The sequence below is a fragment of the Methyloversatilis sp. MC4-4 genome, assembly GCF_049843555.1.
In the GTDB taxonomy this organism is placed as follows: Bacteria; Pseudomonadota; Gammaproteobacteria; order Burkholderiales; family Rhodocyclaceae; genus Methyloversatilis; species Methyloversatilis discipulorum_B.
On record NZ_JBBHZK010000004.1, the window covers coordinates 287,545 to 305,420 of the forward strand.

General features: G+C 70.8%; 8 protein-coding genes. 2 read left to right on the top strand and 6 right to left on the bottom strand.

Features of this window, described 5'->3' with window-relative positions; translation table 11 throughout:
• Positions 1 to 84: 84 nt before the first annotated feature.
• From WDZ97_RS17360 to WDZ97_RS17375, 4 genes are read right to left on the bottom strand one after another with little or no spacing between them, the layout of a single operon-like run.
• Entirely contained in the window at positions 85 to 798 is a 714-nt protein-coding gene (locus WDZ97_RS17360) for a 4'-phosphopantetheinyl transferase family protein (RefSeq protein WP_425763585.1), read from the bottom strand.
• A complete protein-coding gene (locus tag WDZ97_RS17365; protein ID WP_425763586.1) occupies positions 782 to 9,631 on the bottom strand; it encodes an amino acid adenylation domain-containing protein in 8,850 nt (2,949 codons plus the stop codon). The genes WDZ97_RS17360 and WDZ97_RS17365 overlap by 17 nt, the downstream gene beginning before the upstream one ends.
• A 29-nt stretch (positions 9,632 to 9,660) precedes the next feature.
• Complete coding sequence (locus WDZ97_RS17370; protein WP_425763587.1) at positions 9,661 to 11,352, bottom strand: thiamine pyrophosphate-binding protein; 1,692 nt, start codon at positions 11,350 to 11,352, stop codon at positions 9,661 to 9,663.
• Positions 11,336 to 13,174 (bottom strand): non-ribosomal peptide synthetase, encoded by a 1,839-nt coding sequence (locus WDZ97_RS17375; RefSeq protein ID WP_425763588.1) that lies wholly within the window; start codon positions 13,172 to 13,174, stop codon positions 11,336 to 11,338. The genes WDZ97_RS17370 and WDZ97_RS17375 overlap by 17 nt, the downstream gene beginning before the upstream one ends.
• A 237-nt stretch (positions 13,175 to 13,411) precedes the next feature.
• Here WDZ97_RS17375 and WDZ97_RS17380 point away from each other — a divergent pair, with 237 nt between their 5' ends.
• Entirely contained in the window at positions 13,412 to 15,295 is a 1,884-nt protein-coding gene (locus WDZ97_RS17380; protein ID WP_425763666.1) for a B12-binding domain-containing radical SAM protein, read from the top strand.
• Between the two features lie 113 nt (positions 15,296 to 15,408).
• Positions 15,409 to 16,107 (top strand): AbiV family abortive infection protein, encoded by a 699-nt coding sequence (locus tag WDZ97_RS17385; RefSeq protein ID WP_425763589.1) that lies wholly within the window; start codon positions 15,409 to 15,411, stop codon positions 16,105 to 16,107.
• Between the two features lie 7 nt (positions 16,108 to 16,114).
• Here the strand turns inward: WDZ97_RS17385 and ruvB are convergent, their stop codons facing one another.
• The gene (gene ruvB, locus WDZ97_RS17390) at positions 16,115 to 17,182 is read right to left on the bottom strand and encodes a Holliday junction branch migration DNA helicase RuvB (protein WP_425763590.1); all 1,068 of its coding nucleotides are present in this window, start codon (positions 17,180 to 17,182) and stop codon (positions 16,115 to 16,117) included.
• A 4-nt stretch (positions 17,183 to 17,186) separates the two neighbouring features.
• Positions 17,187 to 17,876 carry a pseudouridine synthase gene (locus WDZ97_RS17395; RefSeq protein ID WP_425763591.1) on the bottom strand — a complete coding sequence of 230 codons (690 nt, stop codon included), beginning with the start codon at positions 17,874 to 17,876 and terminating at the stop codon, positions 17,187 to 17,189.

Here is a 17,876-nt window from a genome sequence, read left to right on the forward strand (position 1 = left end):
AAGCGAGCCTGTCGTGGGAGCGAGCTTGCTCGCGATTCCTGCCCGCAGCGAAGCCGCGCCCAGCGGCGCAAGAAGGCAACGGCGCTACGCATGCCAGCGCCTGCACACCGCCGTCGTCGGTCCTCCGCTGACGGCGATCGCCGCGACATGTCCCGGCGGCGCCGGCAGGTCGCGGCAGTGCAGTGGTGGTAAGGCACTGCCGGCCGGAGCGGCGACGTCGTCGTACGCGGCGGCGTGCACGCTGAACTGCTGCAGCGGGCCGTCGAGGCCGCAGCCCCAGGCTTTCAGGCAGGCTTCCTTGCGCGTCCACAGCGTGTAGAAGAGATCGGTGCGCGCTGCTGCCGGGCAGACGTCGAGCGCCGCTCTCTCGTCCGCCGAGTACACCTGTTCCGCCACCGCGCGCAGGTCGTCGTGCGCGATCACGGCTTCGATGTCTACGCCGAGTTCGCGGCCGCGGGCGATGCCTATCAGTACCGCCCGGCCGGCGTGCGCCAGGTTGAAGCAGAGATCGCTGGCGTGGACGGTGGCGAGACGGGGCTTGCCGTGCGCGTCGCAGTCGATCTGCACGCTGCGCGCGGCGATGCCCAGGCTGCGCGCCAGCACGTCGCGCAGCGACGCGTGTGCGAGTGCGAACAGTGCGCGGTCCTCTTCGCGCTGCAAGCGGGCAAGGCGGACGCGTTCGGCGTCGTCCAGCCAGGTGGCGAGCGTGTCGGTCGGCGGCGCGTCGTCCACCCGCGCCAGCCACAGATGGACCTCGTCGACCGCCAGCGCGGGTGTACCGTCAGTCGGTGGCGGCATCGAGCTCATCCAGTCGCTGCCGCAGCATCTGTGCGATTTCGCGCACGCGCGGCGGCTTCACCATCAGGCCGTGACTGCCTTCCACCGGGTGCTGTACCAGCGGTCCGGTGACCCGGCTCGACCAGCCGAGACAGGGCGCGCTCGCCTCCAGCCGTGACGCGTCGGCGACGTACAGGTCGACGCGGCCGGGATAGGTGGCCGGGCGGTAGCTCCAGTGCGCCCACCAGTGCGCCGACGCGGCGTCCGGGAAACGGCGCGGCGACAGACCGGTGAGCGAACAGACGAGGTGCTGCAGGCGTCGTCGGTCGGTGTAGGGGCGCAGCGGCGCGATGAGGCGATCGAACAGACTCCCGTCCGGTGCGCGCAGGTAGGTGCCGGGCGCCCAGGTGTCGAGCAGGCCGAGGAAGTCGACCTGCTCGCCGACCGCGCGCAGTTGCTGCGCCATCTCGTAGGCGACGGTGCCGCCGCTGGAGAAGCCGAGCAGGCGGTAAGGCCCTGCTGGCTGCGCGCTGCGCATCGCGCTGACGCAGTCGGCGGCGATGTCGGCGATGCGGCTGCGCGCCGGCTCGGCGCCGCCGACGCCGACCGCGTTCAGTCCCATGACCGGTTGTCCGTCCGGCAGCGCCTTCGCCAGTTCGTAGTAGTGGAACAGGTTGCCGCCTATCGTGTGCACGCAGAACAGCGGACGGCGCGTGCCGCCGGGCCGGATCGGCACCAGCACCGGCCAGCGCAGCGGTACGCCGGCGCCGCGCAGCAGGCCGGCGATGTCGCGGATGGTGTTGCCGCGGAACCAGAAGGTGTCCAGCGGCAGGCGTACGCCAAAGGTGCGCTCGATCGCGTCGACCAGACGCACGGCGAGCAGCGAATGGCCGCCGATGGCGAAGAAGTCGTCGTCGGTGGACAGCCCATCGCGCCCGAACAGCGACTCCCAGATCGCCAGCAGGTGGCGCTCGGCCGCATCGGTGGGCGCTCGCCTCGTGCGTGGCGCATTGAGCGCGTCGGGCGCCGGCAGTGCGGCGCGATCGAGCTTGCCGTTGGCGGTCACCGGCATGCGTTCGAGCGCGACCACGGCGGACGGCAGCATGAATTCCGGCAGCGTCTGCGCGAGCTGTACGCGCAGCGCTGCGCCGTCCAAGCGCTCTCCGCTTGCCCAGGCGAACAGGCGGCGCTCGCCGTCGGCTGCGGTGCGCAGCATGACGGCGGCCTGATTCACACCGGGCAGCGCAGCGATCGCGGCTTCGATCTCGCCCGGTTCGATGCGGAAGCCGCGCAGCTTGATCTGCTGGTCGTTGCGGCCGACGAAGGCGATGCTGCCGTCGTGGCGCCAGCGCACGCGGTCGCCAGTGCGGTACAGGCGTGCGTCCGGGCAATCCGCGAAGGCGGGCGCGACGAAACGCTCGGCGGTCAGCCTGGGCGCGCCGATGTAGCCGCGGGCGAGACCGGCGCCGCCGATATACAGCTCACCTTCGACGCCGTCCGGTACCGGCTGACCCTGCGCGTCGAGGATGTAGACCGTGGTGTTGGCGATCGGCCGGCCGATCGGAATGGCGGCCCAGTCTTCTGGCGGCGGGTTCGGAATGCGCTGGCAGCAGGTGAAGGTGGTGCTTTCGGTCGGCCCGTAGCCGTTGATCAGCGCGACGCCCGGCAGGGCCGCCAGCGCGCGCTTCACGTGCGGCAGCGACAGCGCCTCGCCGCCGGTCAGCAGCTGGCGCAGTCCACGCAGCGCCGTCGGCCGTTCGTCGATCACCGCGTTGAACAGCGCCGCGGTGAGCCACAGCGTGCTGACGCCGTGCCGTTCGATCGTCGCTTCGAGACCGGCGGCGGTCGCTGCTGCCTCCGGATGGATGACGCAGCGTGCGCCGTGCAGCAGCGCACCCCACAGTTCGAAGGTCGATGCATCGAAGGCCATCGGCGCCAGCAGCAGGAAGGTTTCGTCCGGGTCGAAGTGCGCGTAGTCGCAACCGAACACCAGCCGCGCGATGCTGCGCTGTTCGACCATGACGCCCTTGGGCTGGCCGGTCGAACCTGAGGTGTAGATGACGTAGGCCAGGCTGCGACTGTTGCCCAGCGGCGGCGGATCGGAGGCCGGTTCGGCCTGCAATGTCGCGTCGTCGGCGTGCAGCACCTGCACCGCCAGGCCATCGAGGGGCGTGTCGCCCTCGTGCCCGGCGACCACCCACGCGGACCGTGTGTCGCCCAGCAGTCGGGCGATGCGCGCCGCCGGCCAGGCCGGATCCAGCGGCACGTAGGCGCCGCCGGCCTTGACGATGGCCAGCGCGCCGACCACCAGCTCGACGCTGCGCGCCATGCACAGACCGACGCAGCAATCCGGCCCGACGCCGAGCGCGCGCAGCCGGTGGGCGAGCCGGTTGGCGCGCGCGTTCAGTTCGCCGTAGCTCAGCACCTGTTCGCCACTGATCAGCGCCGGGGCGTCCGGCGCCTGCCTGACGCGGGCTTCGAACAGCGACGCCAGCGTGACCTCCGCCGGGTAGTCGGAGGCGGTGTCGTTACGGTCGATCAGCAGGCGCTGGCGTTCGGCCGGCGTCAGCAGCGGCAGGCGGCCGACGGCGCTGCCTTCGTCGGCCACCATGGCGGTGAGTAGCTGGCGGTAATGACCGGCCATGCGCTCCAGCGTGCCGCGATCGAACAGTGCGGTGGCGTAGGCGAACTGCGCGGCGAGACCGTCAGCGGTTTCGGTCAGGTCCAGCGTCAGGTCGAACTTCGCCACCGGCCGTGCCGCCGGCAGCGCGCGGGTCGATGCACCCGCCAGCGTCAGCGTTTCGGCCGGCGCGTTCTGCAGCACGAACATGACCTGGAACAGTGGATTGCGGCCGCCTTCGCGCTGCGGCCGCAGCGCCTCGACCAGACGGTCGAAGGGCAGTTCGGCGTGCTCGAAGGCGCCGAGCGAGGTCGCTCTGACCTGCTCCAGCAGTGCGCGCACGTCAGCGTCGAGATCGATGCGGGTACGCAGCACCAGCGTGTCGGTGAAGAAACCGATCAGGTGGTCGAGTTCGGGCTGGGCGCGGCCGGCCATTGGTGTGCCGACGGCGATGTCGTCCTGTCCGCTCCAGCGTGCGAGCAGCAGCTGGAAGGCCGCCAGCAGTACCATGTAGAGCGTGCAGCCGGTGCGACGCGCGAGCGCGCGCAGGGCGGCAGTGAGTGACGCGTCGAGTGCGAAGTCGACGCTGCCGCCGCGGTGATCCGCGTGCTTCGGCCGCGGCCGGTCGGTCGGCAGTTCGAGCGCGCCCAGGCCGTCCAGCTGCTGGCGCCAGTAGCCGATCAGGCGCTCGCCGGCCGGGCCGTCCAGCAGCGCGCGTTGCCAGCGTGCGTAGTCGGCGTACTGCAGCGGCAGCGCAGGCAGCGTGGCGTGGCCACCGCGGCGCGCTGCGGCGTACAGCGCACCCAGTTCGCGGTTCAGCACCGCCTGCGACCAGCCGTCGGACACGATGTGATGGATGACCGTCTGCAGCACCTCGGCGCCTTCGTCGTCGCGCCACAGTGCAACACGCAGCAGCGGCGGCTGCGTCAGGTCGAAAGGGCGCTCGGCGTGCGCGTCGGCGTCCGCCGCGGCGATCCGCTCGACGACGCAGCGCGCGTCGGCGTCGATGCGCAGATGCGGTCGTCCCTCGCGTTCGACGAAGCCGGTGCGCAGCGCCGATTGTCGGGCGAGCAGCGCGTCGAGCGTCCGCTGCAGCGCATCGACGTCGAGTTCGCCGGCGATGTGCCAGCGGTTGACGATGTGGTAGAGCCCGCCGCGGGTGCCCATCCGCTCGATGAACCACAGGCCCGCCTGCGCATGTGCGCAGGCTGTTTCGAGCCCGCCGGTCGACGGTTGCGCGATCGGGTGTGCGGGCGAAGCGTCGTCACGCAGCGCTTCGAGACGGGCGGCCATCGCCGCCACGGTGGGTGCCTCGAACAGCGCGCGCAGCGGCAGTGGCTGGTCGAGCAGCGTGCGCAACCGGCTGACCAGACGTGCCGCCAGCAGCGAGTGGCCACCGAGCGCGAAGAAGTCGTCGTCGATGCCCACGCTGCGCCGGTCAAGCACGTCCGCCCACAGCTCGACCAGCGTCTGCTGCAGCGGCGTGCGCGCGACGGCGTGAGTGCCCGCTGTGGCGTGGTCGTCGGGTGGCGGCAGCGCGTCACGATCGATCTTGCCGTTGGTGGTCAGCGGCAGCTGTTCGAGTACGACGATGGCGCTCGGCAGCATGCTGGCGGGCAGCATGCGCGCGAGTGCGGCGCGCAGCGCGGCGGCATCCAGATCGCGGCCGCCGGCCCAGGCGACCAGACGCTGACCATCGGCCTGTGCCATGACCGCGGCCTGACGCACGCCGGGCAGGGCCGTCAGGGCGGCCTCGATCTCGCCTGGTTCGATGCGCACGCCATTCCGCTTGATCTGGTGATCGGCACGCCCGGCGAACATCAGCGCGCCGTCGGCGCGCCGGCGCACGCGGTCGCCGGTGCGGTAGAGGCGGGCGCCGGGCGTCGGGTCGAAGGGGTCGGGTACGAAGCGTTCGGCCGTCAGTTCGGGCCGTCCGACATAGCCGCGGGCGAGGCCGGCGCCACCGACATAGAGCTCGCCTTCGACGTCCACCGGCACGGGCTGCATCCGCTCGTTGAGCACGTGGGCGCTCGCGTTGGCGATCGGGTGACCGATCGGTGGTGGCGTGTCGCCGTCGCGGTCGCTGCAGGTCCAGAAGGTGGCGTCGATGGCCGCTTCGGTCGGGCCGTACATATTGTGGAGCGCTGCTCGACAGCGGCTTCGGAAGGTGCGCGCCAGCGCGGCATCCATCGCTTCGCCGCCGCAGAACACATGGCGCAGCGTGCGGCATTCCGGCAGCGCCGGTTCGTCGAGCAGCAGGCGCAGCAGCGCCGGCGTGAAATCCCACAGCGTCACGCGCTCACGCCGGCTCAGTTCGATCAGTGCGGCGGCATCGCTGCGCAGCGCGTCGCCGGCCAGCACGCAGCGGCCGCCGGCGATCAGGCAGGCGAACAGCTGGCCGACCGACACGTCGAAGCCGATCGAGGCATGCGCCAGCATGGCGTCGCCAGCGCCGATGCCGAACTGCCCGACCAGCCAGCGCATGCGGTTGCCGATCGCCGCGTGACCGACCATGACGCCCTTGGGCGTGCCGGTCGAGCCGGAGGTGTAAAGCACATAGGCCAGGGTGTCGGCCGTGCCGTCGTGCTCAGGGTTGTGCTCAGGGTCGTGCTCAGGGTCGTGCACTGGCTCGTCACGCAGCCAGTCTTCGTCGTCGAGGTGGAGCGCAGTGACGCCCGGGGCCTCCGACAATGCCGTGGTGCGCGTGGTGAGCAGCAGCGTCGCCCCGGCGTCGGCCAGCATCCACAGCGTGCGTGCCGGCGGATTGCGCGTATCCAGCGGCAGGTAGGCGCCGCCGGATTTCAGTACGCCGAGCACCGCGGCCACCAGGTCGCACGACAGTTCGAGCTGCACGCCGACCGGCGTGTCGGCGCCGACACCGCGCCGGCGCAAGGCGTGCGCGATGCGGTTGGCGCGCGCATTCAGCTCGCCGTAACTCAGCGTGCGTCCGGCGTGCACCAGCGCCACCGCGTCCGGCGTGCGCGCCGCCTGTGCTTCGAACAGTGCGTGCAGTGTCGCCGTGTCGTTCGCGGTCACCGCGGTCCGGCCGTCCAGCCAGCGCGCCATCGCCTGCACGCTCGGTGCGTCGAGCAAGGCGCCGAGCGGCACGTCGATGCCGAAGCGGGCGCGCAGCCTCGCCGCCAGTCGCGCGGCGAGCAGTGAGTGGCCGCCCAGGTCGAAGAAGCTGTCGCGCGTGCCGACTGCCGGAAGGCCCAGTACCTCGGCCCACAGCGCCGCCAGTTCGCATTCGAGCGGCGTGCGCGGCGCGTCGTCACCGGCTGCGGCGGAGTCGGGCTGAGGCAACGCGTTACGGTCGAGCTTGCCGTGCGAAGTCAGCGGCAGCGCGTCGAGCAAGACGATGGCGGCTGGCACCAGATGCGCCGGCAAGCTGTCTTGCAGTCGGCGGCGCAGCGCGGCGGCGTCCGGCCGGTACCCGGCGCCGGTCACGTAGGCGACCAGACGCTCTTCGCGTGCGACGACGACCGCCTGCTCGACGGTCGCGTCGGCGCACAGCGCGGCTTCGATCTCGCCCGGTTCGATGCGGAAGCCGCGCAGCTTGATCTGGTGATCGACGCGGCCGACGAACACCAGTGCGCCGTCGGCGCGCCGGATGACGCTGTCGCCGGTGCGGTAGAGGCGTGCACCGCCGCGCGGGTCGAAGGGATCGGTGACGAAGCGTTCGGCGGTCAGCGCCGGCTTGCCCAGGTAGGCGCGCGCGAGACCGATGCCGCCCAGATACAGTTCGCCGGCGACGCCGACCGGCACGGGCAGCATCGCTTCGTCCAGTACGTAAGCCTGCATGTTGCTGATCGGCCGGCCGATCGGTACCTGCGCGCCGGGCGCGCCATCACAGGTCCACCAGGTGGCGTCGATGGCCGCCTCTGTCGGGCCGTACAGGTTGTGCAGACGCGCCGTGCTGCGCGCGAAGAAGGCGGTAACCACCGGCGCTTCCAGCGCTTCGCCGCCGCAGAACATCTGCCGCAGCGCCGCGCAGGCGGCGAAGCCTGGCTCGGCCAGCAGTGCGCGCAGCAGCGACGGCACCACCTGCATGACGGTGATGCGCTGTGCCTGCATCTGTCGCACCAGCGACGACGGATCGCGCTGGCTGCCCGGCTCGGCCAGCACCATGCAGGCGCCACAGAACAGCGGCGCGAGCAGCTCCCATACCGAGGCATCGGCCGAGATGCCGGTCTTCTGCAGCATGCGGTCGGATGCGTCGAAGCCGAAGGTGGCGAGCATCCAGTACATGTGGTTGCAGATGGCGGCGTGCTCGATCATCACGCCCTTGGGCTGGCCGGTGGAACCCGAGGTATAGATGACGTAGGCGAGGTCGCGCGGCCCGGCCAGCGGCGCCGGGTCGTGCGCCGGCATGTCGGCGCAGTCGTCGTCGTCGAGGCAGATCACCGTCGCGGCGCGCGCGGCGAAGCGTGCGCCCAGCGCACGCTCGGTCAGCAGCACCGGCGCGGCGGTGTCGTCCAGCATGTAGTCGATGCGCGCGTCCGGATAGTCCGGGTCGATCGGCAGGTAGGCGCCGCCTGCCTTCTGGATGGCGATGAGCGCGATCACCAGTTCGAAGCTGCGCGTCATGCTGACCGCGACGCAGCGGTCCGGCCCGACGCCGAGTGCGCGCAGCCGGTGGGCGAGGCGGTTGGCGCGCGCATTCAGCTCGGCGTAGCCGAGCACCCGGTCGCCGCAGGCCAGCGCAGCGGCGTCCGGCGATCGTGCGACCTGCTGCGCGAACATCGATGCCAGCGTGGCGTCCGCCGGGTAATCGACGGCGGCGTCCTTGCCGTCGCGCGCCGCATCGCTGGCGTGTATCGGCAGCCGGCCGACCGGCAGACCGTCGTCGGCCACCATGCTTTCGAGCAGGCTGCGGTAGTGGTCCGCCATGCGCGCCGCGGTCGCTGCGTCGAACAGTGCGCGGGCGTATTCGATCTGTGCATTGATGCCGTCGTCGTGTTCGCTCAGCTCCAGCGTCAGGTCGAACTTGGCAATGTCGCTGCGCAGCGCCTGCGGCTGCGCGTCGACGCCGGGCAGCTGCAGATCGGCCCGCGGCGCGTTGCGCAGCGCGAACATGACCTGGAACAGCGGGTTGCGCCCCGGGTCGCGCGGCGGCTTCAGTTCCTCGACCAGTTTCTCGAACGGCATCGCTGCGTGGTCGAAGGCGCCGAGTGCACTCGCGCGAACGCGGTCGAGCAGATCGGCGACGCCGGCCTGCAGGTCGAGCCGGGTGCGCAGCACCAGCGTATTGGCGAAGAAGCCGATCAGGTGGTCGAGTTCGGGCTGGCCGCGACCGGCCACCGGCGTGCCGACGACGACGTCATTCTGTCCGCTCCAGCGTGCCAGCAGCAGTTTGAAGGCGGCCAGCAGCGCCATGTAGAGCGAGCAGCCGTGGCGGCGGGAGAGCGCGCGTACCTTGCCGGTGAGTGCGGCGTCGAGACGGAAATCCAGCGTGGCGCCACGGTAGTCCGGCTGCGCCGGGCGGGGCCGGTCGGTCGGCAGCGCCAGCAGCGGCAGTCCGGTCAGCGTGTCGCGCCAGTAGCCGAGCAGTGCGCCGTAAGCGCTGCCGTGCAGGCGTTCGCGCTGCCAGCGCGCGAAATCGGCGTACTGCAGCGGCAGCGGCGGCAGTGCGGCATCGTCGCCGCGCAGCGCGGCTGCGTACAGCGCACCCAGCTCGCGCTGCAGCACGCCCTGCGACCAGCCGTCGGACACGATGTGATGGGTCACCAGCTGCAGCCTCTGCGCGCCGTCGTCGGCGTGCCACAGCGCGGCGCGCAGCAGCGGCGGCTGTTCGAGATCGAAGGGGCACTGCGCGTGCGCGTCGGCGTCGGCCGCGGCGATGCGCTCGAGCGGACAGTGCGCGTGCGCGGCGATGCGCTGCACCGGTTCGCCGTCGAGGGCCGGGAAGCCGGTGCGCAGTGATTCGTGCCGTGCCACCAGCGCGTCGAGCGCCTGCTGCAGCGCTGCTTCGGCGAGTGCGCCGTCGAGTCGCCAGCGACTCACCACGTGGTAGAGCGCGCTCGATCCTTCCCACTGTTCGAGGAACCACGCGCGCGCCTGTTCGCAGGAACAGGGTTCGCCATCGGCCGCGCGCGGATGCGCACGCAGCTGCGACGGCGTCGCCGAGGCCGCCTGCATGCGCGCACGCAAGGCATCGAAGCGCGCGCTGTCCAGCCGCCCGGCCCGTGCGACCGGTCCGCCGGTCAGGGCATCCTGTCTGCCGATATCACCCACGACGCATCCTCATGCGCTCCCCCTCGCGATCAGCTTGCCAGCGGATCGACCTGTAGTTGTATCAATGCCGACCCGTCGCCGCCCAGTGCCCGCGCGAGTGCTGCCGGCAGCGTCGCCGGACCGTCTGCCTGTTCGATGCGCACGCCGAGCTGCTGCGCCATCAGGTCGTAGCGCAGGCCCTGGCGGTAGGCCAGCAGGCGCTCGCCGTGGCCGGCCGGAAGAACCTTGCGCTGACGGCGTTCGCCGGACGGACCGTCGTTGTTCAGCAGTATGACGACGAGCTTGAGTCCGTGCCGCACGGCCGTTTCGAGCTCGAAGAAATTGAGACCCAGCGCCATGTCGCCGGTGACCAGCACGACCGGCCGGCCGCGGCCGGCGCGCGCGGCGGCGATCGCGAATGGCAGGCCGCTGCCCATGCACCCGCTGGTGCCCGGCGTCAATCGCGACAGCGGCTGGCGGACGACGATGTGCTTCTGTGCCGCCAGCAGCGTCACGTTGCCGTCGAGCACGGTGAGTGCGTCGGCGGGCAGTGTGGCGGCCAGTGCCGCCGCGACCTCGTCCGGTGTTGGCTGGTCGGTGGCTGCGGCCGGCGGCGCTGCGATGACGCACTCCGTGCTGTCCGGCGCCGTCGCAGGAAGAGGCTGGCGCTGCCGGATCCGGTCGAGCAGGGCCGGCAGCAGCGTGCCGGCGCGACCGGCCAGCGTCAGCGCGCGCGGCGGGCCTTCGGCGAAGGCGGCGTCGCAGCAGTCGATGTGCACGATGGGCGTGCCGCGGCGGATTTCTGCGCCGTAGCGGAAGGTCCAGTTCAGCCGGGCGCCGACCAGCAGCACGCAGTCGGCGGCGGCCAGCGCGCGGCCCTGATCGGCGGTGCGCGACAGCGGGTGATCGTCCGGCAGCAGGCCGCGGCCCATCGGCGAGGCGACGAAGGGCAGTTGCAGATGATCGACCAGCGCGCGCAGCGGACGGTAGGCGTCGTCCCAGCGCACGCCCTTGCCGAACACCAGCAGCGGCGCGCGCGCGCCCAGCAGCAGGTCGGCGGTGCGATCGAGGGCAGTGGTGTCCGGCGGCGTGTCGGCGGGTGGTGCGCCGATGTCCATAGGTGCAGCGACGGCGAAGCCGCTCAGGCTGTCTTCCGGCAGGTCGACATGGACGGCGCCCGGGCGTCCGTCGCAGGCGATGCGGGCGGCGGCGGTCAATGTGCGGCCGATGTCGGCGGTGCTGCCGGCGCACAGACAGTCCTTGGCCAGCGGACGCATCGCGCGCATGCCGTCCAGTTCGGTGAAGGCGCCCATGCCGGCGGCGGCCTGCTCGACCGCACCGGCAAGCAGCAGCACCGGCCAGCCATTGTCCTGCGCGACCTGCACGCCGGTCATCGCATTGGTCACCGCGACGCCGCTGGACACCATGGCCACCGCGGCGAGGCGGCCGGCGATGTAGTTGTGGGCGGCGGCCATCATCACCGTCGCCTGCTGGTGACGGGCGCCGGTGACGGTCAGGCCGGCCCGTGCGCAGGCGCCGATCGTCTCGTCGATCGGCAGGCCGGGCATTGCGTACAGATGGGTGACGCCGAGTGCGGCCAGCGCCTGCGCGACCGCGTCGTGACCGCGTACGCGGCGCGCCTGCAACGCGTCGCGCAGGGCGTCGCGATGCGCCGGCGCGAGCGCGGCCATGCGGTCGAGCACCGCGTCGGTCCGGCGCTTCCGATCAGACGGGGTGCGCATCCCGTTCGTCGCCGGCCGCGGGCAGCGGCGCCAGTTCGTCGAGGATGCGTTCGATTTCGGCGATCACCGACGGGTCCAGTGTCTGCCGTACCGCGTCGGCGAGGGTGGCCACTGTCGGGTGGCGGAACAGCAGCGCGGTCGGCAGTTCGACCGGCAGCACCGACACGATGCGGGCGGCCACGCGGGTGGCTTTCAGCGAGTCGCCGCCGAGCGCGAAGAAGTTGTCGTGCACGCCGATGTCGCCGCCCAGCACTTCCTGCCAGCACTGGACGAGGATGTCCTCGACCACGTCGCGCGGCGCGACGAAGTCCGGCGTGCGCAGCGCCTGCAGTCTTTCGGCCAGACCGATGCGCTGCACCTTGCCGGTCGGTCCCTTCGGAATTTCGGCCAGCAGCAGCACCTCGCTCGGTACCTTGAAGTCGGCCAGCCGGTCGAACAGGAATGCGCGCAGGGCCTCCGGACCGATGGTGCTGCCCGGCCGCGGCACGACGGCGGCGGCGACGTCCTCGCCCAGCGTCGCGTGCGGCACCGCGAAGGCGACCGCCTGGGCGACGTCGGGGTGAGCGAGCAGCGCCTCGTCGATTTCGCGCGGCGTGATCTTCTCACCGCCGCGGTTGATCATTTCCTTCAGCCGTCCGGTGATGTGCAGATAGCCATCGACGTCGACATAGCCTTCGTCGCCGGTGCGGAACCAGCCGTGGCTGAAGGCGCTGCGGTTGGCCTCCGGGTTGGCGTGGTAGGCGCGCATCACGTTGGCGCCGCGGATGGCGATCTCGCCGCGCGTGCCAGTGGCCAGCAGCGCACCGGCGGCGTCGATGACGGCGATTTCCGGGCCGGCCGGCAGACCGACCGAACCGGGCTTGCGCGCGGCCGGCGGCAGCGGGTTGCTGGCCATCTGGTGTGCCGCCTCGGTCATGCCGTAGGCTTCGATCACCGGACAGCCGAAGTGCGCTTCGAGCGCGGCCAGCGTGGCCGGCGCCAGCGCCGCCGACGACGAGCGCACGAAGCGCAGCGGGCGTTGCGGCCGGCGTCCGTCGGCGGCGGCGAGCACGGCCTGGTGCATGGTCGGTACCGCCGAATACCAGGTGGCGCCGCAGGCATCGAGCCAGTCGAAGAAATCGGGCAGGCGCAGTGCCGGTGCGCACACGGTGCGGCCGCCGGCGGCCAGCGGCGCCAGCAGGCCGGCGACCAGACCGTGGATGTGAAACAGCGGCATCGCGTTCAGTGCGCAGTCGTCGGCGCCGAGTTGCAGCGCGGCGACGATGTGGGCCATCGATGCGGCGAGGTTGGCGTGACTGAGCGGAACCTGCTTCGGACGCGAGGTGGTACCCGAGGTGTGCAGCACCAGCGCGATGTCGTCGGACGCCGGTGTCGGCGGCAGCGGCGCGTCGCCGGTCGCCCACAGCGCTTCGCCCGCCTCGATCACCGGCAGACCGCGCTGCGCCGCGATCTCGCGCGCCAGCGCCGGGCTGTCGCCGGTGACGACCAGCGCACGTGCCGCGAGGTCGTCCAGGTAGAAGGCCAGTTCGGCCGGTCCGTACTGCGGATTGAGTGGCGCGCAGGCGGCGACGCGCATCGTGCCCAGCACGGCCAGCGCCATGTCGATGCCATTGGGCGCGAGCACCGCCACCCGGTCGGTCGGTGCGATGCCGAGCGCGCGGAGCCGCTGCGCCAGCAGGCGGGTGCATCGGGCAAGCTCGGCGCGCGACAGGCTGCTGCCGTCGCTGCGCATCAGCGCCGCACGGTCACCGGCATCGGCCGCCAGTGCCTCGATCAGCACTGCGACGGACAGCGGCCCGGCTTGGGTAGGTGATTCGGGCATCGTGGCCTCTCTCCTCGGTACGGCGTCGTCGGACCTTCTCGCTCGTATCGCCGTGATGTTAGGGGGGCGCAGGGAATTGCCGAGTAAATATTTGGGAACGAAGCGTGGTCACCGATGCTGCGAGCAGTCAGTCGTGAGGTATTGCGCGGATCGGCGCGCCTTCGGGTACGCTGCGCGGCTTGTCGCACCGCCGTATCCATCATGAGCGCGCCCGCTTCCACCACCCCGTCGCCCCGTGTGCTGTCCGTCATTCCGCCGATGACGCAGCTGAACACGCCCTATCCCTCCACCGCCTACCTGACCGGCTTTCTGCGCTCGCGCGGCGTCGATGCGGTGCAGGAGGATCTGGCGCTGGCGCTGGTGCTGGACCTGCTGTCGCGCGACGGTCTGGTGGCGCTGCGCGAGGCCTGCGAGGCGCTGCCGCAGAAGAAGCGCCCGCGCGCCGCGGCCAGTTTCGCGGCGCAGCATGCGCGCTACGCGGCGACCATGGCGCCGGTGCTCGCCTTCCTGCAGGGGCGCGATCCGACGCTGGCGCACCGCATCGTGTCGCGCGGCTTTCTGCCCGAAGGGCCGCGCTTCGAGTCGCTGGAGGCCTACATCGACCCGGACGGCGGTGATCCGCTGGCCTGGGCCTTCGGCGCGCTGGGCGTGCAGGACCGCGCGCGCCATTTCGCGACGCTCTACCTGAACGACGTCGCCGACGCGATACGCGAAGCCGTCGATCCGCGCTTCGAATTCGTCCGCTACGCCGAATCGCTGGCGCAGAGCCAGCCCAGCTTCGACCCGCTGGCGCAGGCGCTCGCTGCCACGCCCACCCTGGTCGACGGCGCGCTCGACCGACTGACGCGTGAGGCGCTGGCACGCCACGCGCCGCGGGTGGTGCTGCTGTCGGTGCCCTTTCCCGGCGCGGTGTACGCGGCCTTCCGCATCGCGCAGACGATACGGGCGGTCGATCCGTCCATCGTCACCGTGCTCGGCGGCGGCTTCGTCAACACCGAACTGCGCGAGTTGAGCGAGCCGCGCGTGTTCGACTTCTTCGATTACGTGACGCTGGACGCCGGCGAGCGGCCGCTGCTGGCGCTGCTCGACCACCTCGCCGGTGGACGCTCGCGACAGCGACTGGTGCGCACTTTCCTGCGCGAACCGGATGGCGCGGTGAAGTACGTGAACTTCGTCGAGCCGGACATCCCGTTCGACGAGGTCGGCACGCCGACCTGGGCCGGTCTGCCGCTGGGCCGTTACCTGTCGCTGCTCGACATGCTCAACCCGATGCACCGGCTGTGGTCGGACGGGCGCTGGAACAAGCTCACGGTGGCGCACGGCTGCTACTGGAAGAAGTGCAGCTTCTGCGACGTGAGCCTCGACTACATTTCGCGCTACGACGCGGCCAGTGCAAGCACGCTGGTCGATCGCGTCGAAGCCATCATCGCCGAGACCGGGCAGACCGGTTTCCACTTGGTCGACGAGGCGGCGCCGCCGAAGTCGCTGCGCGCTTTCGCCGCCGAACTGAAGCGGCGCGACGTGAGCATTTCATGGTGGGGCAATATCCGCTTCGAGAAGTCGTTCACGCCGGAGCTGTGCCTGGAACTGGCCGGCAGCGGCTGCATCGCCATTTCCGGCGGACTGGAAGTGGCGAGCGACCGGCTGCTGCAGCTGATGAAGAAGGGCGTGTCGGTCGAGCAGGTCGCGCGCGTCACGCGCGGCTTCGCCGACGCCGGCATTCTGGTGCACGCCTATCTGATGTACGGCTTTCCGACGCAGACGGTGCAGGACACGGTCGATGCGCTCGAATACGTGCGCCAGCTGTTCGAGCACGGCTGCATCCAGAGCGGCTTCTTCCACCGCTTCGCCTGTACCGTGCATTCACCGGTTGGCATGCACCCGGAGGACTACGGCGTACAGCTGCTGCCGCTGCCGCCGGTCACCTTTGCGAAGAACGACGTTGGCTTCATCGACCCGGTCGGCACCGACCACGACGCGATGGGCGCCGCGCTGAACAAGGCGCTGTACAACTACATGCACGGCATCGGTCTGGACGAGGACGTGCGCGCCTGGTTCGGCGGCCGCGTGCCGAAGACGCGCGTGCCGCGCCATTTCATCGAGCGCGCGCTCGCCGGCTGACCCTGTCCGCACAGGCGCGCCGGCATCTGGACGCGTCGAAGCGTGCTGGGTATGCTGATCTGCGACCGCCGGCCACAAGCCGGTATGTCCATCTGCGTAACCGGAGCAAAGCCGTGTCGTCCGCATCCTTCGCCACCATCCCCCTCAGTTCCCGTCTGCTGCGCACCATCCGCGACGTGGCCATCGACAACGCACGTCAGCTGCTGCACGAAGTGCCGCTGCTGCTGCGTCACCATCACCACGCGCGCGCCGCGCTGCTGGCCAGAGTGGCCATCGAGGAGGTGGGGCGCGCCGTCCAGGCCTTCGACGCGTTGGGCCGCAACGTGACGGACGAGGCGGTGGCGATGCGGGTGAAGCTCAATTTCGAGGATTACGCGAAACGTCTCAACGCCGCGGTGTTCCCGCTGCTGCTCGAAGAACCGCAGCGGCGCGAGGAGGTGATGGCGCAGATCGACGATCTGATCGAGGCCGGCCAGAACCCGCGCGATCCGGCGCTCTACACCGGCGTCGATTCACTGACTGGCCGGGTCACCACGCCCAATGGTTCGATCGGCCCGGCGGCGGCGTCGCGCCGTGTCGCGCTGGCAAAGGACGTCTTCGCGCGCGGTGAAATGCTGGTGCTGTTCACGCCGCCCAAGCTGCGCACCCGCGACGAGGACCGCGCGTTCGCGCTGCGGCCGGGCGAACTGATCGCCGCTCGCCAGGGTGTCGAGGCGTGGGAGGTCTATATCGAGAACATCCGGGCCGGCGACGCGCGCTTCGATTCCGCGCTCGACGAAATGCGCCGCCGCGCGACCGACGGCGACCGCTGATCGGCGGTCAGCCCTCCGGTCGTTCGTCCCACAGCGAGGCGACCGCGGGGCCGGGTGCGTTGAACCCGAAGTGGCGATAGATCGCCGCCGTCGCGATGCGGCCGCGTGGCGTGCGCTGCAGATAGCCCTGCTGGATCAGATAGGGCTCCAGCACGTCCTCGATGGTGTCGCGCGATTCGCCGATGGCGGCGGCGAGGTTGTCCACGCCGACCGGGCCGCCATCGAACTTGTCGATCACCGCTTCAAGCAGCTTGCGGTCCATCAGGTCCAGTCCGACGCTGTCCACGTCCAGCATGAGCAGTGCGGCATCGGCCACTTCGCGCGTGATGGTGCCGTCGGCTTTTACCTGCGCGTAGTCGCGGCAGCGGCGCAGCAGGCGGTTGGCGATGCGCGGCGTGCCGCGCGAGCGACGGGCGATTTCGAGGCTGCCGGCGTCGTCGATCGCGCAGTCGAGCAGGCGCGCCGAGCGGCGCACGATGAGCGCCAGCTCGTCGGCCGAATAGAATTCCAGCCGGGCGACGATGCCGAAACGGTCGCGCAGCGGGTTGGTGAGCATGCCGGCGCGCGTGGTGGCGCCGACCAGCGTGAACGGCGGCAGGTCGAGCTTGATCGAGCGCGCCGCCGGGCCTTCGCCGATCATGATGTCGATCTGGAAATCCTCCAGCGCCGGGTAGAGGATTTCCTCCACCACCGGGCTCAGGCGGTGGATTTCGTCGATGAACAGCACGTCGTTCGGTTCGAGGTTGCTCAGTATCGCCGCCAGGTCGCCGGCGCGCTCCAGTACCGGGCCCGAGGTCTGGCGCAGATTGACGCCCATTTCCGCGGCAACGATGTGGGCCAGCGTGGTCTTGCCCAGGCCCGGCGGGCCGAACAGCAGCACGTGGTCCAGCGGCTCGCTGCGACCGCGGGCGGCGGCGACGAAAATGTCGAGCTGGTCGCGGATCTTCTGCTGGCCGATGTATTCGTCGAGCCGCTTTGGCCGCAGCGCGCGCTCCAGCGCGTCCTCCTGCGGGCTGGCCGGCGCGGCCGACACGATGCGCGGGCCGCTGGGCAGGGAATCGGTCTGTATGGCCATGCGCTCACACCTCCGATGGATCGATCCAGCGCCACTCGCCGGGTGCCAGATCGGCCGGCAGTTCCAGCCTGCCCACGGCGACCCGGTGCAGCGCCTCGCAGCGGTTGCCGGCGGCGGCCACCATGCGCTTGACCTGGTGATACTTGCCTTCGCCTATCGTGATCGACAGGTGGTTCGCATCGATCTGTTCGACCGCGTGCGCGGCCACCGATATTCCGGGCGCGTCATTCAGTTCGACGCCGCCGCGCAGCGCGGCGAGCTGGGCGTCGTCGACCGGGTGCTTGGTGGTCGCGACATAGCGCTTCAGCACGCCGTGCTTGGGCGAGGTGAGCTTGTGGATGAACTGGCCGTCGTCGGTCAGCAGCAAGAGACCGGTGGTGTCCTCGTCGAGCCGGCCGACGCATTGCACCGCGCGCACCACCAGCGGCGAGGGCAGCAGCGTGAACACCGCCGGGTGGTGCTTGGGCTTCTGCGAGCACTCGTAGCCGGCCGGCTTGTGCAGCATCACGTAGGCCTTCTCGTGATAGCGCCACGGCTGGCCGTTCACGGTGAATTCCAGGCCTTCGGGATCGAGTTCGACGAAGGGGTCGTCGATCATTCCACCGCCGACGGTGACGCGTTCGAGGCGCACCAGCGCGCGGCATTCGCGGCGGGTGCCGAAGCCCTGGCTCTGCAGGATGCGTTCGAGTTGCAT